Below are 23,612 nucleotides of genomic sequence, written 5' to 3'. Positions count from 1 at the left end.
TCAGGTCGCGTCAGGCGCGCAAAAAAGGTTATACAACAGAGAGATAACCTGAGAGGTGTTGTCGTCCGCCAGACTGTAAAAGATGGTTTTTCCATCCCGCCGTGTGGTGACCAAGCCCTCTTCGCGCAGGCGGGCGAGCATCTGGCTCACGGCGGCTTGGCGCAGGTCCAACAGCGCTTCCAGTTCCGACACCGATTTTTCACCAGACCCGAGGTGGCACAGGATCATCAAACGGCCCGAATGCGCCAGCGTTTTAAGGTAAGCGGCGGCGGCTTCGGCGTTTTTCTCCATCTCGGAGGGCGGTGCTGGTGGGGTTTGGATATTCACGGTATTGGGCCCAGTTACTCCTGACTGCGCCTGATATAACATCGACCGCCTCGGTTTTCGAGGTGTGTTAGGATTTTGGTGGCGCTCCTCCGGCAAAAGAGTTGCCGTTTACGTAGTCACAAGGCGCGTCCTGCATTTGCAAGTGCAGGCCGTTGCCGTCAAATTTATGTTGTCTGGCAAGGGTTTCGTTGACCTCTATGCCCAGTCCGGGGGTGGTTGGTGGCGTGACAAAACCATTTTCGACCTTGATGGAGGATGCGATGAGGGCGTCGTGGAACTCGGTCTCGATGGTCTCGATCATCAGAAGGTTGGGGATTGAGGCCGCGAGGTGGATGTTGGCGGCCCACTCAACGGGGCCGGCATAGAGATGTGGGGCCATTTGGGCGTTGTAACACTCTGCAATTGCAGCGACTTTTTTCATTTCCCAGATGCCGCCTGCACGTCCTAAGGCGGGTTGCAGGATTTCGGCGGCACCGGCGCGCAGGACGGCGGCAAATTCGGATTTGGTGGTCAGGCGTTCGCCGGTAGCCACTGGAATCCTTACGTTTTTCGCAACGCGGGCCATGTCTTCGAGGTTGTCTGGCGGGGTCGGCTCTTCGAACCAGAGGGGGCTATAAGGCTCCAAGGCTTGTCCAAGGCGGATGGCACCTGCAGTGTTGAATTGACCGTGGGTTCCGAAGAGTAAATCTGCTTTGTTTCCAACGGCTTCGCGGATGGCAGCGCAGAAGGCGACGGACATGGAGATGTCGCTCATGGCGGGCATGTGGCCGCCGCGCATGGTGTAGGGGCCTGCAGGGTCGAATTTCACCGCTGTGTAGCCTTTGTCCACCATCGCCAGCGCGCTTTCGGCGGCCATTTCCGGAGACGTCCAGAAGTCGGAAATGTTGTGGTGCTCAAGGGGATAGAGGTAGGTGTAGGCGCGCAGGCGTTCGTTCATCAATCCGCCTAGAAGGGCGTAGACAGGGCGGTCGCGATCTTTGCCCAAGATGTCCCAACAGGCGATTTCGAGGCCGGAGAAGGCGCCCATAACCGTTAAATCAGGGCGTTGCGTAAATCCCGAAGAGTAAGTGCGGCGGAACAAACGTTCAATGTTTTCAGGGTTTTCGCCCTCAAAATACCGTTCAAAAACATCACGGATCACCGCTTCCATGGCGACGGGGCCAACGGAGGAGGCGTAACATTCGCCCCAGCCCGTGATGCCGATATCCGTTTGAAGTTTCACCAAAATCCAGTAGCGCCCGCCCCAACCGGGGGCGGGGGGCGCGGTGACGATGATATCCAGATCGGTGAGCTTCATCGGCGTGGTCCTTACAACAGCGTTCGGTGAAGTAAGGGGCCTTTTTGACCTCAAAATCAACGTCGGTATTTTGTCGGTATCACGACTGTTTTGCGGTGGTGCGTATTTGCCCGTTGCGTTTGTTAACTTGAAGACACGTTAAGATGTGCGTCCACCACGCGCTGTACCATCGGGGCAAAATGCCAGAAGTCCGGCGTGACCATGTCAGCGCGTTTGCCGGCCTCGTCGAGGTAGCGGACCTGAATGATCTTCTCCAGATTTGGGTTGGCCTCAAAAGTGGCGACCTCGTCGTCCGACATCGGGCCGCCTTGCAGCTCCAAAGTGTGCACAGAGGCGGCGGAGAGCCGTTTGAAATACTCCGGTTTGGTGGCGCAGAGGTAGCGTTTGGCGGCGACGTGGTAGAGCACACAGTCGGTGACCACCGAGGGGAAGAAGGGGGCAAGCACTTCGGCGCCCGCGTCTTCGTGGTGGCGGTCCTCGGTGTCGTCGGGGTGGTAGGTGCCAAACTCCGACGTGAAATGGCCGATGTCATGCAGCAGCGCGGCGACAATCACGTCTTCGGGCATGCCGTTTTGTTCGGCAATGGTGGCACCTTGCAGCATGTGTTCAGCCATGGTGACCGGTTCGCCAAGGTATTCCTCGCCGCCGCGGCGGTCAAAGATGTCGCCTAAGAAGGCCACGATGTTGTCTCGCGTCAGTGTGGAGAAATCCGGGTTCATGCAGTTGCCTCCAGCGCTGCGAGGGTGGAGAGCAGCCCGTCTTTGTCCGCGTAGCAACCCTGCAGCCAGCGTTTGCCAGCGCCGGAATAGCCTTTGCGGGCGTGCAACACGCGGGTGTTGTCGACAATGAAGGCCTCGCCGGGAGCCAGTTTGAAGCGGACTTCTGATGCCGGGTCGTCGATGATGTCGGACAGCTGGCGCAGCGCTGCGTAGTAGGCGGGCATTTTGTCAAACGGCACGTCGACCGGCGCGGCAGCGGAGCGGGCGTTGAACCGGATGTTTTGTAACGTGCCTTCGGGAGAGAGGCCAATCACAGGGCGGCGGGAGGTGAGGCGTACGCCCGCTTCGCCTGCGTATTCAAAACGCGCGGAATGGCTGTGCAAGAGTGCAAAGCCTTCAGGGTTGATCTCGCGCAGCTTTTGCGCGGCTGCAAAGCCGTCGACCACCATGTTGTCGCCACCTTCGGCGGAATTCTCAAGGCAGGACAGGACTTGCAGGGTTGGCACCGGATCGCGATAGGGGTTGTCGGTATGGGCTTGCAGCCCGAGGCCGGTGAAGGCGAGGTTGGTTGGGTTGACCTCCGTGCGGACCTCAAAATGGCGGCCGTAGTTGGTCTCACGGACGTAGCCGAAGAGGTTGACCACTTTGAACAGAGCGCCGGATTCCGTGGGCAGGCCGGTGACTTTGGCAAAGCCGTAGCGGCGGATGGCGGCAAGCCATCCGCGTTTTGCGTCCGGGTTGCTCGTGAGGTCAGGGTAGTGGCCAGTGGGCACGTCTTCGTTAAGGGCTTCACCCCAAGTCTCGGCGTGCTCTGGCAGGTGGCCCAACGTGGTGTCTTGCTGGCGGTCATAAGCATTGCTGAGAAGCCAAGCGACCGGGAAGGTGACGGTTTTCTTGTCTTCGGCAAAGGTAACAGTGACGGTGTCGTCGGTGACTTCTGCCTTAGACAAGGCGCAAGTGTCGGGAAGGTCGGCCAGTGTGATTAGTCGTTGGCCGTTGCCGGGATCGCGGGTGTCGGCATCCAGCGCGTTGTGCCGGAGCCAGACGCCGTGGTAGCGAAAAGTGTCAGAGGGCGTAGTAAGCGTTAGGACCTGATTGTCGGGGGAGAGCTGCACCTGGGTCATGAGATGTCCTTGGGTTAGGCGAGGGCGTTAGGGCTTGTGATGTCTTGTCGACAAACTGGGGATGCGCAGGCATAAACTCAAGTTATCCTTTTTCATCCTGAGGGACGGTTTTGATAATGGATAAGGCTGGGTTTGATCATCTGCCACTAGAGTGGGTGCGGGCGTTTGAGGCGGCGGCGCGGTTGGGCAGTTTTACAGCGGCGGCGCAGGAAACCGGGTTGACGCAATCGGCGATCAGCCAGCGCATTGGCAATCTGGAGGCGCGGCTGGGGACGCAGCTGTTTGTGCGGCAAGCGCGGCGGATCATCTTGACAGTGGATGGCGAGGCCTGGCTGCCACATGTGCAGGCGGCGCTGGTGGGGTTGCGTGACAGCACGGAGGCGCTGTTTGGCGTGTCGCGGAATCGGCTGACGATTTCGGCAAGCGCGTCGGTGAATGAGCTGTGGCTGGTGCCGCGTTTGGGGCGGTTGGCGGAGGTCAGCGGGGCGCAGATCACGCTGAGCACAATGGTGGTGGCCTCCGGTGATGCCAAAGATGACGCGGCGGTGCGCATCCGCTATGGCAGTGGAGATTGGCCGGTGGCCTATGCGGTGCCGCTTTATGAAGAGCGGTTGAGCCCGGTGGTGGCGCCTGAGCTGCTGGCGCAAGGGGATTGGCGGGTGTTGCCGCGCCTGTCAGTGTCCGGGCCGCGGCCAAGCTGGCGGCGGTGGTGTGCACAGACAGACACGCCGACAACGCCGGTGGCGCATCTGCGGTTTGACAGTTTTTGTGCGGGGCTGGCGGCGGGGCGGGCCGGGCAGGGGGTGCTGCTGGCGTCTTTGCCCTTGGTGCAGGCGGAGTTGGATTCAGGGCGGTTGGTGCAGGTCACAGATGAGGTGCTGCGTCACCACGAGACTTATTGGCTGCTCGGTGCCAAGGAACGGCTGTCGCGGCGGCAGTGGCGGCAGTTGTCGGACTGTTTGGTGGACGGCGCGGCGTAGTTACGTGCCGATGGCCTCGGCAAAGGCTTCGAGTTCGCGCTCGATTTCACTAATCGCGGCTTGGGTGCTGAAGAAATAGAGGTCCGGGGCGTCGACGTCGTCCATGAAGGCTTCGATTTCCATCAAGATGGGCTGACCGTCAAAGTCGGCTGTGATCTTCCAACGTTTTGTATCTTCAACCGGGATGTCGCCCACGGCGGTGCCGATGGACCTGGCAATGTCTTCCGGGAAGGCAAAGCGGCTGTTGTTGGCCAGTTGCGTGAGGAAAGGCGCCACTTCTCGGCTGTCGAAGTTCATCGAGGTTTCCGACGTGATGGGCAGCGGCGCCTTGGGGGCGTTGGGTTTGAACAGCTCGGTGACAAACTTGAGCACGGGGGCCTCCGGGAGCGATTGGGACGTTAGCTGTCAAATACAATCACATTGCGCTTTGCGCTACCGGTTTTGGTGTCGGCGATGGCCTCGTTGATCTGATCCAGCGTCCAGCGGCCGGAGATGAGCTCGTCGAGTTTCAGGCGGCCTTGCTCATAGAGGTCAACCATCCATGGGATGTCGCGTTTGATCACGACGTCGCCCATTTTGGAGCCCTGCATGCCCTGACCGATGGCGGCGAGGATGACAGGCTCGTAGGTGGATTTGGCGCCGGAGTGCGGCATGCCGACCATGATGACCTTGCCGCCCGGTGCGAGGTAGCGGGGGGCGTCGTCATAGGCGGGGATGGCGCCTACGGTGACGATCACCGCGTCCGCGCCCCGGCCCATGGCACGCATGGCTTTGATGAAGGGTTTTTTGTCGGTGGCGAGCACGCCGTCTGTGGCGCCGAATTCTTTGGCGATTTCAAGTTTCTCTTCGCTCATGTCGACAGCGACGATGCGACGCGCACCGGCGATGCGTGCGCCTTGGATGGCGTTGAGGCCGACGCCGCCTGCGCCAATCACCACCACGTCCTGACCGGCGCGGATTTGGGCGGCGTTCACCACTGCGCCAACGCCGGTGATGACGCCACAAGCAATCAGGCTGGCGGCGTCCATTGGGATGTCTTCAGAGATTTTCACCACCTGAGATTGGTCCACCACGACCTTTTCAGCAAAGGCGCCGCAGGCCATGGCCTGGTGCAGTTTGCCGCCGTCCACAGTGGCCAGCGGGCCTTTGTAGCCATCATACGGCGTGCCGCAGATCACGGGTTTGCCCTCAGAACAGGTCGGGCAGGTGCCGCAGGCGCGGATCAGGGTGACCACAACGGGGTCGCCTTCGGCCAGGCCAACCACGCCGTCGCCCACAGAGGTGATGTGACCCGCGGCTTCGTGGCCGTAGACCGCGGGCAAGCTGCCGCCCCAGGCACCGTCGGCAAAAGAGATGTCAGAGTGGCAGATGGCGACGGCGGAGAGTTTGACCTCGATCTCACCCATTTGCGGTGCGCGCAGGGTGACGTCCTCAACAACAAGGGGCTGACCAAATTCATGGCAGACGGCGGCTTTGATGGTGCTCATGGGCGGGTCCCTTGTGTTTGGTGTCACATCCAGTTTTGGCCAGCTTAGGCCCGCACGGATGGTTCAATCCAGACAAAGGGTGTCGTTTTTGGCCTAAGTGGCGCGACGTGACTTTGCAAAAACCACTATTGCAAAGACAATTAGGACGGCGGAGAGCAGGAAAGGTGCGCCAGGCAGGTAGAGGATCGCGTGGTCGTCGGAGAAGTAGGCAAATGTTTGTGTCATCACCAAAGGCGCGAGGATGTGGGCGAGGGAGGTCAAGGAGGAGGACAGGCCTTGCAGCTCACCCTGCGCGTCATCGGACACGCGGCGGGACATGATGCCTTGCAGCGCTGGCAGGCCAATGGTGGAAAGCGCGGCAACGGGAATGCCTATGAACAACAGCAGGCCAGTATTGATGAACCCGAGATAGACCAGCGCGACGACCTCCAGAGCGAGCCCGAGGGTCACAGTGCGGCGGTTGCCCATCCATTTCACGGTCGGGCCGATGAGTGTGGCTTGCACGATGGCGTAACACAGGCCGTAGGCGGTGAGGCTGAGGCCGATCATGCCTTCGGACCAGCCGAACCTCTCGATGATGAAGTAAGGCCAGATTGCCGGATAGACGGCGGCGGCAACCTGATAGAGGAAAAACACCACCAGAAGTTTGCTCATATTGGGCAAGGTGTTGAGTGCAGCTAGGGCCCCAAGCGGGTTGGAGCGACGCCATTCAAACACGCGTCGGTTGGCCTCGGTCACGGTTTCTTTCAGGACAAACCACCCTAGAAGGGCATTGCCGCCTGCCAGCACGGCGGCCGCCCAGAAAGGCGCGCGGGTGCCAAATTGGGCGAGCAAACCGCCGAGCGCGGGACCAAGGACAAAACCCACGCCGATGCCTGCGCCGACAAGGCCAAAGGCTTTGGCCTTTTCCTCAGGTTTCGAAATGTCCGCCATATAGGCCATGGCGGTGGCGTAGGTGGCGGCGGTGATCCCGGCGACAATGCGACCGATCACCAGAATCCAGATGTTCTGTGCCAGCGCCACAATCACATAGTCCGCTGACATCACGGCAAGCGACACCAACAATACGGGGCGGCGGCCAAAGCGGTCCGAAAGATTGCCAAGAAGCGGACCGCAAAGGAATTGCATGAAGGCAAAGACGGTTGAGAGAATGCCGCCCCAAATCGCCGCTGCGCCAAGGTCGCCGCCGGTTACCTCCTGAATGAGGTCTGGCATCACCGGGATGATCAGGCCGATGCCCATGGCATCGATGATCACTGTGGCGAGAATAACAAATATTGGCAGGCGGTTGCGCATGATAATGACTTTAACTCTATGGCTGTATCAGGGCAGGAATTCGCGAGGGGGTCAACTGATTACTAAGGCAGGGGCCCACAGTCTACCGGTGGCAGAAGGAGGGCTTAAACGTGTTGTGCAAACTGGTGTTGCCTCTAGGAGGCTGCAAGCCTGCCGTGACGGCAAGCAGGGTTTAGGCAGCGGACGCCATGAGTAGCAAGGACAGGCTGCTGAGCGCGATTTGCGGCAGATACAGCGCCTCGCTGGCGGCATCTGATGTTTCCTGAAATAGCGCGTTGAGACCCAAAAGCTGGGCATGCAGGGCGGCGTTGGCAGGAGTTGCCGGCGCAGTGTTTGCAGTGGTGTCACCTGCCAGCGTGAGCCAGTTGGCAATGGTGCGGATAGGCGCGCGGGCGTCTTGGGGTGCGCCGAGTTTGAGGGCCTCGCCAATGGCGGTGCCGATCTCCGGCGCATCGGTGAAAGCGACCCGCAAACCGGTGTCGCGGATCATCGGCAGATCAGCCAACAATGTGGTGCGGGCGTCGCTGTCGGGCAGGGTTTTCAGCGCGGTCTCGGCTTGTGTTAGAAGCTGGCGCAGGCGCAGCATCAGCGCGGTGTCGGCAACGTCTTGCGGATTGGTGTTGTGCAGGATGTGTTTGCTGTGCTCCGGCGCTTCCATCGCTTTGTCGAAGGCAGCGACCAAAGCCGGAATGTAGCTGCCATCCTGGGCAACGCCCTCGGCCAGTCCTGCCGGATCAATCTGCACCTCCATCGAACTGCGGTGGATGAAAAAGGCGCTGTCTTCGGGGATCTCGTCGCGTTCGGTCTGCACCTTGGCCAGCGTGCCCAGCACCAGCAAAGCGGCGCGGATTTCGGCGCTGTGGGTGAACAAGCGACCTGCTTCGCCCACCGGGTAAAGCTTGGTGAACATCGGGCTGTCAAAAACAGAGGCGGTCATAGGCGCGATCTTTCTGTCGTCAGTCTTTCAGGATTTGGTCGATCAGGGCGGCAAGGCCCTCTGGATCGGCAAAGAAGGGGGAGTGGCTGGTGGACATCTCGTAGACGTCTGTGGCGGGCCAGTCTTTGGTCATTGTGGCCTGAAATTCTGGCGGGATGGTTTGGTCATCGCTGCAGCGGATGTAGCTGCGTGGGGTTTGGCGGTGGCCGTCCCCCAGCGCGATTTTGGTCTCTTGGGCAGCGATGGATTGTGGCGTGAGATACGTCAGCGCGAAGTCGGCAGTGCCTTCGGGGCAGTCGTGATAGAACGCGTCGCGCACTTGGGAAGGATCGATAGTGTAGCTGAGGCCGTCAGCGGATCTCTCCACGGCTTTCATCAGCGGCTGACGGGGTGCGGCGCGGCGCATTTCGGCCAGTGAGTAGCCATCCCAGGGCGCATAGGCACAGAGATAGATCAGGCGGGCGATTTTGCTTTGGCTGGTTTCATGCGCCATGTCCGCGGCGCGGGTGATCGGGAAGCCGCCCCAGCTGTGGCCTAGGACAACGGTATTTTCCCCCAAAGCGTCGACGATGGACTGGGCGCAGCTGTCGAGTGTGACGTCTTCAACAGGGGTGGTGTCGTTGCCATGCGACGGCATGTCGATGGCGCGGGCGGTATGGCCGAGGGCTTCAAGTGCGGGGATCAGGTCGCGGAAGCACCAGGCGCCGTGGCAAGTGCCGTGCACCAGTAGAATGTCAGACATGGCCGGTTTCTTTCATGAAGGTTGTGAGCAGCGCGGCGTAGTCTTCTGGCTTTTCCACGCAGGGTAGGTGGCCGGTGCGGCGCAGCAGTTCCAGGCGCGCGCCGGGGATCAGCTCGACGGTCTCGCGCACCAGATCGGGGGGCGTGGCGCCGTCCTCGGATCCGGCAATGCCCAGCGTGGGCAGACGCAGACCGGAGGTGGGCGTGTAGAAATCGGTGCCTTGGATGGCGGCGCAACATCCGGCGTAGCCCTCGGTTGGGGTGCTTTCCAGCATGGCTTTCCAGTGGGCCAATTCCGGGCGGCTATGGAAATCGCGTGAGAACCAGCGCTGCATGATGTCAGCGGACATGGCGGGCAGGCCCTTGGTGGTGACCATGTCGATGCGGTCTTGCCACATCTTAGGAGAGCCGATTTTGGCGGCGGTGTTGGAGAGCACCATGGCGCGCACCAGATCGAGGCGTTTGACAGCGAGGCCCTGCGCGACCATGCCGCCAATCGACAGGCCGACCACCAGCGCGTCTTTGATGTTAAGATGCTCCAGCAGCGCTTCTGCGTCTTTCACCAATGTGCCCATTGAGTAGGGGGCAGGCGGCACCTCCGTTTCGCCATGTCCACGCATGTCATAGCAGACGATGCGCAGGCCCTCGGGCAGATATGGCAGGATCGGGTCCCAGAGGTGCAGCGTGGTGCCGAGCGAGTTGATGAACAGCACCGGCGCGCCGTTGGGGTCGCCTTCGTCGCGGTAGTGGATGTCGAGTTGGTTGAGCGTGGCGGTTGGCATGGTCAGTCTTGGTCGTCGGTTCTAAGGCGCATGTGGGCCATGATTTGCCCGTGGTCAGAGGCAAGCTTGTTATAGGGCGCTTCGGCGTGGCTGCCATCGGTGAGATGGTCGTTGAATACGCTGAAGTATTCCATCTCGCCGAGGCGGTCCGGGTTGTCCGGGTGGAAGTGCTGGCTGAGATAGATTTGATCGATGCTTTCGTAAACCCCTCCAAAGGCGGTGGTGTAGACCATGTCGCGCAGGGATTTGCGGGTGAACAAGGCCTCGGCAGAGGTCAGGCGGACAGAGGTGACGGCCTGTTGGATGGCGTCGTTTTCTTTTCGGGTGTAGCGGTCATTGGCGTGTTTGGCGTCGTGGCGCAGCATCCAGCTGTAGTTGCGGAAGGGCACTTCGCCGGAGATGATTTCGGAGCTGACCGCGTGCTCGCCGTCATTAAAATCGCCCAGCACCATGACCGGGCGGCCTTGGTTGAGTTCGTCCACGATGGCGCGGCGCAGGACCCAGGCTTCGGCCATGCGGCGCAGGGCGGCGCGCATGGCGCCCATGGCGCGGCCCAGTGGGTCGTAGTTGGTGAGATCGGCCTCGGTGGCGTTGCCGTTTTCGTCGCGGGTGAATTCGCCCAATTTGGATTTAAGGTGGCAGTTGAAGACGGTGATGACTTGATCGCCCACAGGGATGCGCGCCTTCAAGATCGGGCGGGAGGTGCGGCGCAGGACAAAGGCGCCGCTGTCGTCGCCGTCCAGGCCCTGGAAGGGGATTTCGACAGGAGTTTCCAGCTCTTGGATGATCTCGGGAGGCTCGGCAAAGCCGTAGCGCGACAGGATGGCGACGCCGGGGCGGCGTTTGCCCGGCTCGCCGGTGTCGTTTACGTTGGGCGCCACAAACAGGCCGCCGTCGCCATAAGGCGTATAGCCCAGTTTGCGAAAGATCGCTTTGCGGTGGTAGCGCTTGGATTTGTCCGGGATCACCGCGGCGTTGGACTCTTCTCCAATGCGGTCGGCCTCTGCGATGACAGCTTGTAGAGAGCGTTCGTCAAAGATCTCCTGAAAGCCGACGATGTTGGCGTCCATGGAGAAGAGCTGGGAGGCGGTCCAGTCCTCTTTCCAGGCGTGTTCTTCGGGGGTGTAGGATTGGAAGGTGTAGTATTCCTGATCCGGCCCGATCAGGTTTTTCACGTTGAAAGAGGCGATGGTGAAATTGGTCATAACATAAGCCTAAAGCACTGAAGCCGAGGCGCAGCGCGTCTCGGATCGCGCCCGACCCCGCCCCCCAAGGGCGGGCGCGATGTTGCAACGGAGGCCACAGCGTGTGGCGGTGTGAGCGGGGCATTGAGGTGTCATGTTGAGAGCCGCCCTTCGGTGTCGGGCGCGATCCTTTTTTAGGGGAACCTTTTAAGAGCATCGGCAAAGACATCGGTGTCGACATTGCCGCCGGTGCAGACAGCGACAACGGCGTCGCCTTCGATTTTGTCGCCATTAAACAGAGCGGCGGCAAGGGCACAGGCGCCGCCGGGTTCCACAACGATTTTCAGGCGTTTGAAGGCGAGCGACATGGCGTGCAGGGCTTCGTCCTCGGTGACCACAAGGCCGGGACCTGCAAGACGTTGCAGGATCGGAAAGGTGAGGTCGCCGGGTTCGCGGGTGATGATGGCATCACAGAGCGAGCCGGTTTCGGTGGGGTTGCGTTGTTTGTGGCCGGTGGCGAGAGAGCGGGCGGTGTCGTCAAAACCTTCGGGTTCGGCGGGGCGCACGCGCATGTTGGGCGCTTCGGCTTCGAGCGCCAGCGCAATGCCCGACGTCAACCCGCCGCCGCCGCAACAGGCGATGACGTCACCGGAGGTCACGCCCAGCGCGGTGGCTTGGGTGGCGATCTCAAGGCCGGTGGTGCCTTGGCCCGCGATCACTTGCGGCTCGTCATAGGGGCGGATCAGGGTCAGGCCGCGGTCCTCGGCGATTTTGCCACCAACCTCCTCGCGGCTTTCGCCGCCAGCGCGGTCATAAAGCACCACTTCCGCCCCGAGCGCCCGGGTGTTGTCGATTTTCAGCTTGGGGGCGTTTTCTGGCATGACGATTACGGCGGGGGCGCCATGGGCGGCAGCGGCGGCGGCGACGCCTTGGGCGTGATTGCCGGAAGAATAGGCGATGATGCCGCGTTTGCGGGTGGCGTCATCCATGGCGGACACCGCCGACCAGCCACCGCGAAACTTAAAAGAACCAGTGTGTTGCAGGTTTTCGGCTTTGACCAACACGCGGCGACCCGCAATCTCGTCCAGGAACGGCGAGGTCAGCATGGGGGTGACACGGGCGTGGCCCCTGATGCGCAAGGCGGCGGCGCGGATCATGTCGATGTTCATGCGGGCTCTCCGTTCGGCAATTGCGCGATCCATTGGTGCAGGACGTTGAGGCACTCTGGTTCGTCAAGGAAGGGCACATGGGCGCGGTCTTTGACCTCGGCGGCCAGCATGGGCGCGCGGGACTGCATTTCGGTGTAGGTCTCTTGGCTCAGAATGTCGGAGTTCTCACCACGCAGGACGGCGAGGGGGCGACCACTGAGCTTGTCAAACTGAGGCCATAGGTCGCCTGCGGGGGCTTTGGGATCAAATTCGGCCAGCACGGCGTTGCGCAGTTTTGGGTCGTAGTTGATGTTGAGGCCATCGTCAGTTTCGACAAAGTGGTGTGCGGCTTCTTCTGCCCAACGGCTTGAGGACACGTTGTGAAAGCCGGGCAGACGGGTGGCGAGGGCCTCGGCGGCCTCCGCGCGGGTGGTCCAGACGGGTTTGCGGCCGATGAAGACAAGGATGACTTCCAGGCCGTCAGTTTCGATCACCGGTCCCACGTCGTTGAAACAGACACCGGTGAGGCGGTCTGGGGCCATTTCCATCAGCGTGAGCGCAATGAGGCCGCCGCGTGAGGTGCCAAGGATGGCGGTTTTGTCGATGCCAAGGTGATCGAGCAGCTCAAGCGCGTCTTGGGCTTCGCGTGCGAGATTGTAGGTGGTGAAGTCTTCGGCCCATTCGGACTGGCCGCGACCGCGGTAGTCCATGCGGATCACACGGGCGTCTTTCAAATGCGGCCGCACATAGTCAAAATCACTGGCGTTGCGGGTCAGGCCGGAGAGGCAGAGCACAATCGGGCCGGGCCCGCCGGTGTCATCATAATAGAGCGACAGGCCATCAGAGGTGGTGAAATGGGGCATCAGGAACTCGTGAGATCGGGAATGCTGGTGAGGTCAGATAGAATGTGAGTGGGTGTCCATGGCAGGCGGTCGACGGGCTCACCTGCGCGGTTCACCCACGCGGTGGTGAAGCCGTAGCCGGTGGCGCAGCCCGCGTCCCAGCCGTTGGAGGAGACAAACAAGACATCGTCTTTGGCGCAGTTGAAGCGTTTCCCAACAAGGTCATAGACCACGGCGGCGGGTTTGAAGATCTGCACGTCTTCGACGCTGAGCACATCATCGAGGAACTCTTGCACACCTGCGGAGTCCACCGCGCCGGTGAGCATGTCGGGTGAGCCGTTGGACAGGATCGCGGTGTTCATGCCAGCCGCCTTAAGATTGGCGAGCATGTCGGGCACCTCGGGGTAGGCGGAGAGCTCCCAGTAAAGTGACAGCAGGCGTTCGCGCAGTTCCGGGTCACCTTGCAGGCCGGAGGCTTCCAGCGCCCAGTCGAGGCCGTTTTGCGTGACCGCCCAGAAGTCGGTGTGGGCGTCAGCCACGGCGCGCAGCCAGGTGTATTGCAGCTGTTTCAGGCGCCAATCGTCGGCCACCTTTTGCCAATGTTGGGCAAAGGCCTCGCGGCCCGGCTCTGAGGCGGCTTCGCGGGCTGCGGCGGCAACATCAAACAGCGTGCCGTAGGCGTCAAAAATGCAGGTGGTGATGGCCATGGTGTCCTCCCGTGTCGCCGGCAGAGTGGCAGGTTTGGCGCGAGGCGAAAAGGCCTGTTTTACAAATAGACGCGAGGGCTATAGGGTGCGCGCCTCAAGCCGGCCGGAGGGGTCGGACAAAGCTGACAGATGGGACATTTTATGACCGCAGCAAAATCGGGCGACACCGTCCGCATCCACTACACCGGCACCCTGAGCGATGGCTCTGTTTTTGACAGCTCCGAGGGCCGCGATCCGCTGGAGTTCACCTTGGGCAGCGGTCAGGTGATCCCGGGCTTTGACACCGCCGTTGACGGCATGAGCGTGGGTGAGAAGAAAGTGGCGGAGATCCCGGCGGATCAGGCCTATGGCCCACGCCACGAGGAAGCGATTCAGGATGTGCCACGCGAGCAGATCCCGGCAGAGATCCCGCTGGAAATTGGTCTGCAGCTGCAGATGCAGTCCCCAACCGGTCAGGTTGTGCCTGTGACCGTGGTGGAAATCACCGAGGAAGTTGTGAAGCTGGACGCAAACCACATGCTGGCGGGCAAAGATCTGACATTTGCGATCGAACTGGTGTCGATCAACTGATCCATTGGATTTTTTGAGATTTTTTTGGGCTCACCGCGTTCGCGGTGAGCTTTTTCTTTCGGGCGCGAGTGCGAGATTTGGTTGGTGACCCTGCGTGATCCTAACAGAGCTGTCTGGATTGGGCTTGTGCGAGACATCTTTGCGCCAGTTCCGCGATTGGCCCGGATGATGGTGCCGCCAAGGCAGGAGTTCCCGTCGGCCCGATGGAAGTGGCTGTCTGGAGCGCCAAAAACACAAACATCACGCTGATAACCGCCAGGATAGGTTCCATGCGTTTTAGCAATGGCCGACCATGAAAGGTATTGGTCGCCAGTAGGACCAATAGGGCCATGCCAAACGTGGCAAAAATGAGCGAAATGGCCGGCATGTGCACGCAGATCCAAAAACGTAAGTGTCGTAGGGTAACTTCGTATTGCACAAGCGTGTTGATTATCAAAAATGTTTTTTAAATGGCTATACAAGTTTTGCGTGAGTATCTCCAGGGGGTGTAAGTTAAGAGTCTGATATGTGAAGAAAAATATTATAATTGGGGGCGTGCATCTGCTGGGAATTCATGCCGTTGCCGGCGTGTTTTGGCTTTTGTGCGCTTGTCGGACGTTGGATTTGTCTGCGTGAGCGGGGCGCTTGTCTGTCAAAACGCGGTGGTTTTGGACAAGGCTGTTTGAGCTATACAGCCCGCTAGATTGGCGGGGTATCGGTGGCATCGGCTATTGGGATTTGACAAAGGTGTCCACGATCAGATCGTCGCGGTGACAGTAGGCAAAGCCATTTGTGTAGGACACCGCGCCGCCCAGATGGTTTGCGCAGTGTTTCTCAAAATAGAGATCGTGCAACATCGATTTTGATGGGCTCTGCAAGTCCGTCTGCGCACTGTCTGTCACAGTGGTTTGTAACGCCCAAAAGATCGCCACCAAGCTCACAACAACAAGCAGCGGCTCCGCGCGGTTCAGGCGTGGCTTCGCCGCGGTAGAGACGCTGGAGAGATAGAGCAGAAGCAGCACGCCTAGACCGGCGATCAAGAGAGCGACGAAGTGCATAGTGCGAAGTCCACAGAGAGTCGGGGGAGTGATTGGGCGGTTTATAGGGGGGATTGTGCAGTGTTTCCAAGCGGTAATTTTGGGCGGTATGCGCCTACTTTTTGAGCGTCGGCAGTGAGACAGACCCTTAGCTTTTGATTTAATTTGCGTATTTGGCGCGGCAGCCGTTGATCCATGGATGAAAAATGTGTCCTGTGCGTAGTTTTCGGCACTTTTCTTTTGTCGAAGCTGCGCTAGCCTGCGCGGTGGGAGGCCGTTTTTTATGAATTTAAGTGCAGTTTTGCGACTCAGTTGGCCGCTGTTGCAGGCACCAATGGCAGGGGTGTCGACGCCTCAGATGGCAGCGGCAGTGAGCAATGCCGGTGGTTTGGGGGCGCTGGGCCTTGGCGCGGCGGGCGTGGACGGTGCGCGGGAAATGGTGCGCGCAACGCGGGGGCTGACCGATCGACCGTTTAATGCCAATGTGTTTTGCCACGCGCCTGCGCTTCGGGATGCGGATGTGGAGGCCGACTGGCTGGCCGCCCTGACGCCGACGTTTGCGCGGTTTGGGGCGAAGCCGCCTGAGGCGTTGCACGAGATTTACACCAGCTTTGTGGTGGATCGGACGATGTGTGACATGTTGATCGAGGAGGCGCCGGGGGTGGTGAGCCTGCACTTTGGCCTGCCGGACAAGGCGTGGATTGCGGAATTGCAGGCCGCGGGCAATCTGGTGTTTGCCAGTGCGACCAATGTGGATGAGGCACAGGGCTGTGAGCTGGCTGGTGTGGATGCGATTGTGGCGCAGGGCATTGAGGCGGGCGGCCATCGGGGGACCTTTGATCCTGATGTCGAGGTTGAAGCGCTGCCGACGTTGGCCTTGGTGGAGCGGCTGGTGGCGGCCTGTGAGCTGCCGGTGATTGCCGCAGGCGGTTTGATGGATGGCGCGGATGTGGCGCGGGCCTTGGCGCGGGGGGCTGCGGCGGCGCAGCTGGGCACGGCGTTTCTGGATTGCGCGGAGTCGGCGGCGGATGCGGCGTATCGCGCGGCGTTGCGGGACCCGGAGCAGGGGCCGCCGGTACTGACCACATCTATTTCCGGGCGTGCGGCCCGCTGTTTGCGGAATGATTTTGTGAAGCTGGGGCAGGGCTTGCACGCCAAAGTGCCGGACTACCCAGTGACCTATGATGCGGGCAAGGCACTGAATGCGGCGGCGAAGGCGGCGGGGGAGACGGGCTTTGGCGCGCAATGGGCGGGCACCGGCGTGGCGCGGGTGCGGTCTGGCGGCGCGGCAGAGATTTTGGAAGCCATTGGCGCGGAGCTCAACGCGGCGCAAGCCTGACCCCAGAAATGCGAAATGCCCCGCGAGGGGGCATCTCTGAAAGCTTGCTTAAAGGGACTGTGCTTAGCCGCGGTATTTGGACAGCAGCATCGAACCGTTGGTGCCACCAAAGCCAAAGCTGTTGGTCATCACTGTGTCCAGACCGGCGTTTTCCACCAGATCGGTCGCGACTTCGCCCGGGTTGATCGCCGGGTCCATGTTGTCCACGTTGATCGAGGGTGTGATGAAATCGCCATCCAGCATCAGCAGGCAGAAGATCGCTTCCAATGCGCCCGCCGCGCCCTGAGCGTGGCCGGTCATGGATTTGGTGGAAGAGATCGGTGGTGTGGTGCCTTCGCCAAAGACGCGGCGCACGGCCTCAACTTCGCCAACATCGCCAACCGGCGTGGAAGTGCCGTGGGCGTTGATGTAGCTGACTTTGCGGTCTTCTGGCAGCGTGGCAGTGGCCAAACGCATGGCGCGTTCGCCGCCTTCACCGGATGGGGCGACCATGTCGTGACCGTCAGATGTTGCGGCAAAGCCGGTGACCTCGGCGTAGATTTTGGCACCACGGGCCAGCGCGTGCTCGAGGTCTTCCAGAACCACAATGCCACCGCCGCCGGAGATGACGAAGCCGTCGCGGTCCGCGTCAAAGGCGCGAGAGGCTTTTTCCGGGGTGTCGTTGTATTTGCTGCTCATCGCGCCCATGGCGTCAAACAGGCAAGAAAGCGTCCAGTCGAGTTCTTCGCCGCCACCGGCAAACATCACGTCCTGCTTGCCCATCATGATCTGCTCTGCGGCGTTGCCGATGCAGTGCAGGGAGGTGGAGCAGGCGGAGGTGATCGAATAGTTGATGCCTTTGATCTTAAAGGCGGTGGCCAAGTTGGCGGAGATGGTCGAGCTCATGCATTTTGGCACCGCAAACGGCCCAATGCGCTTGGTCGCGCCGGTTTTGGCAACCGTCTGGTGCGCGGTCAGCATGGCAGAGGTGGACGGGCCGCCGGAGCCAGCGACAAGGCCGGTGCGCTCGTTGACAACCTGATCCTCAGACAGACCCGCGTCGGCGATGGCCTGCTGCATGGCGATGTGGGCGTAGGCCGCGCCGGGGCCCATGAAGCGCAGGGTGCGTTTGTCGACCAACTCTTTGATGTCGATGTCGATGTGGCCGGCGATTTGACTGCGGAAGCCGTGCTCCGCCATTTCAGCGCTGGCGGAAATGCCGGATTTGCCCGCTTTTAGCGAGGCGGTGACTTCTTCGGCATTGTTGCCAATCGAGGATACGATACCCAGTCCGGTAACGACGACGCGACGCATGTGCGCTCTCCCATAGTTTGTTGAGCACTATGTAGGGGATGAAGGGGGGGCGGCGCAAGGTGGCTTGGAATTGAGAGGTGGCCGGGGGGGACTTGTATGCGTTTGCGAATACTGAAGAGATTGGAACGTCTTGGGAGAGGTACTGCAAGAAGTGTTTTAGCTGCGGCAATTTGGCGGGTGTTAGACACTTTTAGGATGAGATGAAGTGAACACTGATAGACTCATCTAACAGCGCGGATAGGTGTGATGACCCATTGGTCTGATTTTTTCCCTCTCGTCTTCTTTCCTTTTAAAATCATCGTCTTGGGAATAGGCGCGTATTTTGCCATCAAATGGCACTACGACAAGGACAACAAGATACGCAAAGAGGCCATGGAACAGCAAAACGCATCCAAAGCGTCCGAGTAGGGCAGCGGCCTGTCCGGGGACGGACAGCCATTCTCATGTTGCGCAAACGGCCTGCTGCAAAAGCGAAAATTGAAGCCAAAAGGGGAAGCGATTACCCTGGCATTTTGTCAAACGCCGGAATGTTGTCCTCTAAGATGGTCGCTCCAAGTTTGCTGGATACGTAGACATTGGCCTTTGGGGCAAATTCAGTGTGTTCGTTGATGTTGCCAGCGCGGATGCCCAGCATGCCTTCGCGGGCGGAGTTTTGCGTGAACAAGGGTGTGCCGCAGGTGCTGCAGAAGTGCTTGGTCATCGTGGTGCCCGCATCTGAGCCGTGAGAGAAGGTTTTGGGCGTGCCGGTGATTTTGATGTCGTCCTGTTTCATGAACATCAGCGTGGCATAAGCGCTGCCGGTGGAATGGCGGCAAGCGGTGCAGTGGCAGTTGGCCATGACTGGCACGTCGCCGTCCGCTTCAAATGAGATTTCGCCGCAGAGGCATTGACCTGTGAGATGTGTCATGGGCTGTCCCTTGTCTGTTCGCGGTTTTGTGCGGCGAGACTACGGGTGTAGCGGAATGTGGATCAAGTGTTGGGGCGCGACGTCACCAAAACGTGTTTTGCGGGAGTCCAGTGTGCGCCGGCGCAGCAACAAAGAAAGAGGCCCGGGGGCCTCTTTCTTTTTATTCAGACTGTTGATGTGGTCCTATTCTGCTGCCAGACCAACTTTCATGTCTTTCACCTCATAGATCTCTTCGCCGTCAGCAAAGACTTTGCCGTTGGCCACGCCCAGCTTCAGCTTGCGGTCGATGATGCGGGTGAAGTCTACGTGGTAGGTGAGCATCTTGCGGTCCGGTTTGACCATGCCTTTGAGCTTCACTTCGCCCACGCCCATCGCCATGCCTTTGCCGGGCATGCCGCGCCAGCCGAGGTTGAAGCCGGTCAGCTGCCACAGGCCGTCGAGACCCAAGCAGCCTGGCATGATTGGGTTGCCGGGGAAGTGGCATTCAAAGAACCACAGGTCCGGGGTGATATCGAACTCAGCAACCACGTGGCCTTTGCCAAACTCACCGCGGTCGGCGGAGATGTCGGTGATGCGGTCCATCATCAGCATGGGCGGGGCGGGCAGTTGCGCGTTGCCGGGACCAAACAATTCGCCACGGGCGCATTTCAGCAGGTCGTCTTTGTCAAAGCTCGTGGGATAGTCGGCCATTCTGGGTGGTCCCTTGTCATTCTGGGGTTGGTTTTGCCTGCTTTATCACCTGCCAGCCCGTCCCTGCAAGGCAAGTGTCAGCAGATGGGCGACGGGGTAGAGAATTGTTTGCGACTCATTTTCATTTGAACTCCGGCGCGGTTTTGCGCTAAATATGCAACTGACGCACAGGAATAGACAGATGACCACTGAGGCACTTCGCAACGGCACCCAATGGCTCGCATCGGCTGGACTGCGCCCAACACGACAACGTGTGGCGCTGGCCGCTTTGCTGGTAGGCGACGGAAACGACCGGCATGTAACGGCGGAAAGCCTGTTTGCCTCCGTGCGCGAGCATGGTGACAGCGTGTCTTTGGCCACGGTCTACAACACGCTGCGGGCGTTTTGTGACGCGGGGCTGATGCAGGAAATCACGGTGGATGGTGCGAAAAGCTATTTTGACACCAACACCGGCGACCATCCGCATTTCTTCTGGGAAGACGATCGGGTGCTGACAGATGCGCCAGCCGAAGAGCTGGAGATTGCCCGGCTGCCTGGTGCGCCTGAGGGTGCGGAGATTTCCAAGATCGACGTGGTGATCCGCCTGCGCCGGACCTGAGCGCGACGCTGGGTCAAACTTTCTGAGAGCAATTGTCCTTGATTTGGGCCTGTGACAGCATGGGCGCCAAGCAGGGAGGATGTGTCATGAAAGCAGTGACGTGGCGGGGCTTTGGACCCGCGCGGGATGTGTTGAAGGTTGAGGAATTGGCAACGCCGAAAGCGGGGGCGGGCGAGGTGTTGGTGCGCGTGGCCTATTCCGGCGTGAATCCGTCAGATTGCAAGGCGCGCAGTGGATCTCGGCCAGGCGTGACCAAGCCACCGTTTGAGGTGATTGTGCCGCACAGCGATGGGGCTGGCGTGATTGAGGCGGTGGGCGACGGTGTGGATGCTGCGCGTGTCGGCGAGCGTGTTTGGCTCTGGAATGGGCAATGGCAGCGGCCGTTTGGCACCTGCGCGGAGTATATCGCCGTGCCAGCGGAGCAGGCGGTGGCCTTGCAGGTTGGTGTAACGCTCGAGGATGGCGCGGTGATGGGCATTCCGGGGCTGACAGCGGCGCAAACGGTGTTTGGCGGCGGCGATGTGGCGGGTCAAACGGTGCTGGTGTCCGGTGGTGGCGGCTCGGTTGGGTTTTTGGCGGTGCAACTGGCGGCTTGGGGCGGGGCGACTGTGATTGCGACCTGCGGGGCGCGGGATGTGGCGCGCGTGAAAGCAGCGGGCGCGACACATGTGTTTGATTATGCCAGCCCGACATTGGTGGCGGACATATTGGACGTGTGTGACGGTGTGGATCGCGCCGTTGAGGTCGAGCTGGGGCCAAACTTGCCGTTGCTGACCGAGGTGATGAAACCGCTGGGCACCATTGCGGCCTATGGCTCTGCCAAGGACATGGCACCGGAAATGCCGTTTGGGCCGATGCTGTTTAAGGCCTTAAAGCTGGATATCTCGTTGATCTACATTCTACCGTTGAAGGAGCGTATGGCGGCGATTGCGCGGTTGCATGGGGCTTTTGCGGATGGGGCTTTGAAGCTGGATGCGCCCAATGTGTTTGCTCTGGAAGAGGCTGCGGCGGCCCATGAGATGGTGGAGGCCGGCGGGCGCACAGGGGCCGTGTTGGTAAAGTGCTGACGCGCAGCGTTTCGAGAAAAGTGGGACCGCAAATACCTTGCCGCGCTTCGCGCTCTCAGGACATTTGCGATGCTGCTGTCTTAATCATTTATCGAAACGCTCTAAGTTAGGCCTTCGAGACCAAACCACTGGGGTAACACCGACATGAAGCGCCGCCAGAGACCTGCGTCCGGGTCTTTGGTGACCACGGTGGGGGCGACTGATTTGGGCTGGTGTGTCCACTGCAAACCGGCGTCCTCGACAGTGACCTTGTAGGCGAAGTCCGCGAGGTTTTTGTCGAGGTTGGTCAGGATGCTGCGGGCATAAGCCGGGCTTTCCACCAAGAGGCCGATTTCCGCGTTCGTTTTGATTGAACGCGGGTCGAGATTGAGGGAGCCGACCAGCACGGAGGTGTCGTCGATCACCGCGAGTTTGGTGTGCAGCGTGATGTGTGGCGGGTTTTCTATGTCGGCTAGGTTGAGCGCTTCGATGGCGTCATGGCGCAGCTCGTAAAGCTCCACACCTGCGGCTAAAAGATCGGCGCGGTGACGGGCGTAGCCGCCGTGAACATAGGCGTGGTTGGTGGAGGCCAGCGAGTTGGTCACGATCCGCAGCTTGACGCCAGATCGGGCCAGATTGGCGTAGAAGCGCGCGCCGTAGTCTTCGGGCACAAAATACGGGCTAATTAGGGTGACGTGGGATTTGGCCTCACCAATGGCGGCAAAAAAGGCTTCGCCCAAGATGTGCGGGCCTTTGCCATCAGGATTGCGCAGTTTTTGCGGGGTGTCGGCAATGATACGCGAGGTGCCTCGGTATGGAGCCACCTTGCGGTTGGCAATGTCTTGCAAATAGCGCGCATTGATCGCTTTGGTGTAGGCGGCGACTTCGGGGCTGTCGGGATCATAGGCCCAGTCGGAGAGCGCAATTTGGGGCGGTTTTGGCGCGGATTTGGCGCGCAGATTGGCAACTGGGATGGCGTAGGTGTCGTTCCAGTAGGTGTCAAAAATCGGGTTGATCTCGGCCGCCTCGGGGCCAAAGATCGCAAGGTCGTAGTCGGCAAAGACTTCGGTGGGTTTGAGTTCATAGTACTCATCCGCAAAGTTGCGGCCGCCAATGATCGCCATGTCGTTGTCGACCACAAAGGTCTTGATGTGCATGCGCCGGTTGACGCGTTTGAAATCCCAGAGAAACCCCATCGCCTTTGGCGCGTTGCGCGAGCTGGGGTTAAAAATGCGGATTTCAATGTTGGGATGGGTGTCGAGGACAGCGAGGTCGGTGTCATCGGCTGTGGTGAAGACGTCATCCACCAGAAGCCGCACGCGCACGCCGCGGTTGGCGGCGTCAAACAGCCGGTGGGTTAGGATGCCGCTGGCGGTGTCCGGTTTGATCAGGAAAGTGGCGATGTCGATGCTGTGCTGCGCACTTTCGATCATGCGCAGGCGGGCGCCAAGAGCGTCGGTGCCGTTGGCGAGTTCGAAATAGGCGGATTGCGCGCCGGTTTGGGCGGAGACTGCGCGGCTGACCGCGTCGGACGAGGCGTCGGCTGGGAGCGCATAAGACGGCGTGCGCGGGGCGTCAAACGGGACTTTGGCGCAGGCGGTGAGAGCGGTTGCGACCGCCAGAAGCGCTGCGAGGCGTCTGGTCGGTTTGCTTAGAACCACTGGCCGGGTTCCATCAGGCCGAGATCCAGAAGCTGGCGCGAGTGCCAGTCAAACCGTACCGAGTTGTGCCAGGCGAACTGGTGAATGTCGAAAGTTGAGCCGGGGTTGGCCTTGAGTGCTTTGGCGGTGCGGAAGGAACAAACAGCTGCGGTTAGGTTGTTGTGCCACGGGCAGGCGAAGGTGTTGTATTCTTCGTCCGTGAAGGTGAAATCATCGCGCAATTGAAGGCCCGGTTTGGCGCGGAAAATCGAGATCCGGTCGATCTTACGTTTGTTGGCCGGGATGTGCTCCTCAAACCGCCAGCGTAAGCCCCCAAAAAAGTCCAGCTGGCGCTCCTTGGGGTGGTCGTGGTTGTCGGCGTCTCGCCGCGCCAAAGCATAGTAGCCGGAGCGGTCGAGTTGCGCGTTTTCCAGCGACACGGCATTGGGCGTGACGCTCAGGTCTGGCGCATAGAGGTCGATCACATAGGTGAGCATCGCGTCGCGCTGTTATTCGGTGTGAAAGGCCAGCATCTCGCCGATGCCACGGGTCTCACAAAACGGGAAGAACAGGTATTCGGCGTTGAAACAATAATAGAGCCAAAGGGTTGGCGCGGCTTCGATGATTTTGTTGACCGCGTCGATCATCGGTTGGCCGCGCGGCGCATCCATGGTGATGCGCGGACACAGCTCTGCCAATTCGTCCGACAGCGGGAAAGCGGCGGGCATAAACACAATGACCTTTTTGAAGCCAAGGTCGAGGTGATGGTAGAGCGTGCTTTCGATCTCGATGTTGTCTTCGACAAAGATCAGGGCAACCGGGCCTTTGACCAGTTCTGCCGTGCCATCGCGCAGAAACTGCTCCACCGAGTCATATGTCATGCGCGCCTCATGTTTGTATTTTTGTCCTTGTTGCGCTCAAAATCCGCTAAAAGTGATCGCA

The 23,612-nt window shown here is 60.2% G+C and carries 25 protein-coding genes and 1 pseudogene; 6 read left to right on the top strand and 20 right to left on the bottom strand.

The window, feature by feature from the left end; all coding sequences use genetic code 11:
• From SIB38_RS19725 to SIB38_RS19710, 4 genes are all read right to left on the bottom strand, one after another.
• Complete coding sequence (locus SIB38_RS19725) at nt 1-291, bottom strand: ArsR/SmtB family transcription factor (RefSeq protein WP_168591570.1); 291 nt, start codon at nt 289-291, stop codon at nt 1-3.
• 103 nt (nt 292-394) lie between these two features.
• The gene (locus tag SIB38_RS19720) at nt 395-1,624 is read right to left on the bottom strand and encodes a mandelate racemase/muconate lactonizing enzyme family protein (RefSeq protein WP_294119015.1); all 1,230 of its coding nucleotides are present in this window, start codon (nt 1,622-1,624) and stop codon (nt 395-397) included.
• 122 nt (nt 1,625-1,746) lie between these two features.
• Nucleotides 1,747-2,343, bottom strand: a complete 597-nt coding sequence (locus SIB38_RS19715; protein ID WP_294119014.1) for an HD domain-containing protein — start codon at nt 2,341-2,343, stop codon at nt 1,747-1,749.
• Complete coding sequence (locus SIB38_RS19710) at nt 2,340-3,467, bottom strand: TauD/TfdA family dioxygenase (RefSeq protein ID WP_412550895.1); 1,128 nt, start codon at nt 3,465-3,467, stop codon at nt 2,340-2,342. The genes SIB38_RS19715 and SIB38_RS19710 overlap by 4 nt, the downstream gene beginning before the upstream one ends.
• A 116-nt stretch (nt 3,468-3,583) precedes the next feature.
• Between SIB38_RS19710 and SIB38_RS19705 the strand changes: the two genes are divergently transcribed.
• A complete protein-coding gene (locus SIB38_RS19705) occupies nt 3,584-4,447 on the top strand; it encodes a LysR family transcriptional regulator (RefSeq protein WP_294119011.1) in 864 nt (287 codons plus the stop codon).
• Here the strand turns inward: SIB38_RS19705 and SIB38_RS19700 are convergent, their stop codons facing one another.
• From SIB38_RS19700 to SIB38_RS19655, 10 genes are all read right to left on the bottom strand, one after another.
• Nucleotides 4,448-4,819, bottom strand: coding sequence for a hypothetical protein (locus SIB38_RS19700; RefSeq protein ID WP_412550894.1), 372 nt, complete (start codon nt 4,817-4,819; stop codon nt 4,448-4,450). It abuts the gene before it with no gap.
• 26 nt (nt 4,820-4,845) lie between these two features.
• Nucleotides 4,846-5,934 (bottom strand): Zn-dependent alcohol dehydrogenase, encoded by a 1,089-nt coding sequence (locus SIB38_RS19695; RefSeq protein WP_412550893.1) that lies wholly within the window; start codon nt 5,932-5,934, stop codon nt 4,846-4,848.
• A gap of 93 nt (nt 5,935-6,027) precedes the next feature.
• The gene (locus SIB38_RS19690) at nt 6,028-7,230 is read right to left on the bottom strand and encodes a TCR/Tet family MFS transporter (protein ID WP_294119008.1); all 1,203 of its coding nucleotides are present in this window, start codon (nt 7,228-7,230) and stop codon (nt 6,028-6,030) included.
• Nucleotides 7,231-7,402: 172 nt separating this feature from the next.
• The gene (locus SIB38_RS19685; RefSeq protein WP_412550892.1) at nt 7,403-8,167 is read right to left on the bottom strand and encodes a hypothetical protein; all 765 of its coding nucleotides are present in this window, start codon (nt 8,165-8,167) and stop codon (nt 7,403-7,405) included.
• A 19-nt stretch (nt 8,168-8,186) separates the two neighbouring features.
• Nucleotides 8,187-8,909 (bottom strand): alpha/beta fold hydrolase, encoded by a 723-nt coding sequence (locus SIB38_RS19680; RefSeq protein ID WP_294119006.1) that lies wholly within the window; start codon nt 8,907-8,909, stop codon nt 8,187-8,189.
• Complete coding sequence (gene pcaD / locus SIB38_RS19675) at nt 8,902-9,690, bottom strand: 3-oxoadipate enol-lactonase (RefSeq protein ID WP_294119005.1); 789 nt, start codon at nt 9,688-9,690, stop codon at nt 8,902-8,904. Before pcaD ends, SIB38_RS19680 begins: the two co-directional genes overlap by 8 nt.
• A gap of 2 nt (nt 9,691-9,692) precedes the next feature.
• Nucleotides 9,693-10,895 (bottom strand): endonuclease/exonuclease/phosphatase family protein, encoded by a 1,203-nt coding sequence (locus SIB38_RS19670; RefSeq protein WP_412550891.1) that lies wholly within the window; start codon nt 10,893-10,895, stop codon nt 9,693-9,695.
• A 173-nt stretch (nt 10,896-11,068) separates the two neighbouring features.
• Nucleotides 11,069-12,076 (bottom strand): threonine/serine dehydratase, encoded by a 1,008-nt coding sequence (locus SIB38_RS19665; protein ID WP_294119002.1) that lies wholly within the window; start codon nt 12,074-12,076, stop codon nt 11,069-11,071.
• Nucleotides 12,040-12,885, bottom strand: coding sequence for an alpha/beta fold hydrolase (locus tag SIB38_RS19660; protein WP_412550890.1), 846 nt, complete (start codon nt 12,883-12,885; stop codon nt 12,040-12,042). Before SIB38_RS19660 ends, SIB38_RS19665 begins: the two co-directional genes overlap by 37 nt.
• Nucleotides 12,885-13,571, bottom strand: a complete 687-nt coding sequence (locus SIB38_RS19655) for a haloacid dehalogenase type II (protein WP_412550889.1) — start codon at nt 13,569-13,571, stop codon at nt 12,885-12,887. Before SIB38_RS19655 ends, SIB38_RS19660 begins: the two co-directional genes overlap by 1 nt.
• A 141-nt stretch (nt 13,572-13,712) precedes the next feature.
• On the opposite strand from SIB38_RS19655, the gene SIB38_RS19650 reads away from it, so the two are divergent.
• On the top strand, nt 13,713-14,141 hold the full coding sequence (locus tag SIB38_RS19650; protein WP_294118997.1) for an FKBP-type peptidyl-prolyl cis-trans isomerase: 429 nt from the start codon (nt 13,713-13,715) through the stop codon (nt 14,139-14,141).
• A gap of 707 nt (nt 14,142-14,848) precedes the next feature.
• Here SIB38_RS19650 and SIB38_RS19645 read toward each other — a convergent pair.
• Nucleotides 14,849-15,178 carry a hypothetical protein gene (locus SIB38_RS19645; RefSeq protein WP_294118995.1) on the bottom strand — a complete coding sequence of 110 codons (330 nt, stop codon included), beginning with the start codon at nt 15,176-15,178 and terminating at the stop codon, nt 14,849-14,851.
• A 262-nt stretch (nt 15,179-15,440) separates the two neighbouring features.
• Between SIB38_RS19645 and SIB38_RS19640 the strand changes: the two genes are divergently transcribed.
• Nucleotides 15,441-16,496, top strand: coding sequence for an NAD(P)H-dependent flavin oxidoreductase (locus SIB38_RS19640; RefSeq protein ID WP_294118993.1), 1,056 nt, complete (start codon nt 15,441-15,443; stop codon nt 16,494-16,496).
• 63 nt (nt 16,497-16,559) lie between these two features.
• On the opposite strand, the gene fabB is transcribed toward SIB38_RS19640, so the two are convergent.
• Nucleotides 16,560-17,789, bottom strand: coding sequence for a beta-ketoacyl-ACP synthase I (gene fabB, locus SIB38_RS19635; protein WP_294118991.1), 1,230 nt, complete (start codon nt 17,787-17,789; stop codon nt 16,560-16,562).
• A 246-nt stretch (nt 17,790-18,035) separates the two neighbouring features.
• On the opposite strand from fabB, the gene SIB38_RS19630 reads away from it, so the two are divergent.
• Nucleotides 18,036-18,197 carry a hypothetical protein gene (locus tag SIB38_RS19630; protein ID WP_294118989.1) on the top strand — a complete coding sequence of 54 codons (162 nt, stop codon included), beginning with the start codon at nt 18,036-18,038 and terminating at the stop codon, nt 18,195-18,197.
• Nucleotides 18,198-18,288: 91 nt separating this feature from the next.
• Here the strand turns inward: SIB38_RS19630 and SIB38_RS19625 are convergent, their stop codons facing one another.
• Both SIB38_RS19625 and fabA read right to left on the bottom strand, forming a co-directional pair.
• Complete coding sequence (locus SIB38_RS19625; RefSeq protein ID WP_294118987.1) at nt 18,289-18,696, bottom strand: GFA family protein; 408 nt, start codon at nt 18,694-18,696, stop codon at nt 18,289-18,291.
• 183 nt (nt 18,697-18,879) lie between these two features.
• Complete coding sequence (gene fabA, locus SIB38_RS19620) at nt 18,880-19,386, bottom strand: bifunctional 3-hydroxydecanoyl-ACP dehydratase/trans-2-decenoyl-ACP isomerase (protein ID WP_294118985.1); 507 nt, start codon at nt 19,384-19,386, stop codon at nt 18,880-18,882.
• Between the two features lie 181 nt (nt 19,387-19,567).
• On the opposite strand from fabA, the gene irrA reads away from it, so the two are divergent.
• Both irrA and SIB38_RS19610 read left to right on the top strand, forming a co-directional pair.
• The gene (gene irrA / locus SIB38_RS19615; RefSeq protein WP_294118983.1) at nt 19,568-19,984 is read left to right on the top strand and encodes an iron response transcriptional regulator IrrA; all 417 of its coding nucleotides are present in this window, start codon (nt 19,568-19,570) and stop codon (nt 19,982-19,984) included.
• A gap of 86 nt (nt 19,985-20,070) precedes the next feature.
• Nucleotides 20,071-21,051: an NADPH:quinone reductase gene (locus tag SIB38_RS19610; RefSeq protein ID WP_412550888.1), complete on the top strand. Its 981-nt coding sequence runs from the start codon at nt 20,071-20,073 to the stop codon at nt 21,049-21,051.
• A gap of 101 nt (nt 21,052-21,152) precedes the next feature.
• On the opposite strand, the gene SIB38_RS19605 is transcribed toward SIB38_RS19610, so the two are convergent.
• On the bottom strand, nt 21,153-22,691 hold the full coding sequence (locus SIB38_RS19605; RefSeq protein ID WP_412550887.1) for a phospholipase D-like domain-containing protein: 1,539 nt from the start codon (nt 22,689-22,691) through the stop codon (nt 21,153-21,155).
• Nucleotides 22,682-23,551, bottom strand: a pseudogene (locus SIB38_RS19600) (hypothetical protein). Before SIB38_RS19600 ends, SIB38_RS19605 begins: the two are co-directional and overlap by 10 nt.
• Nucleotides 23,552-23,612 lie beyond the last annotated feature (61 nt).

The organism is Shimia sp. MIT910701, assembly GCF_047126315.1.
Lineage (GTDB): Bacteria > Pseudomonadota > Alphaproteobacteria > Rhodobacterales > Rhodobacteraceae > Shimia.
Note: the sequence above shows the minus strand (reverse complement) of the source record. Positions and strands in the feature narration are given on the sequence as shown.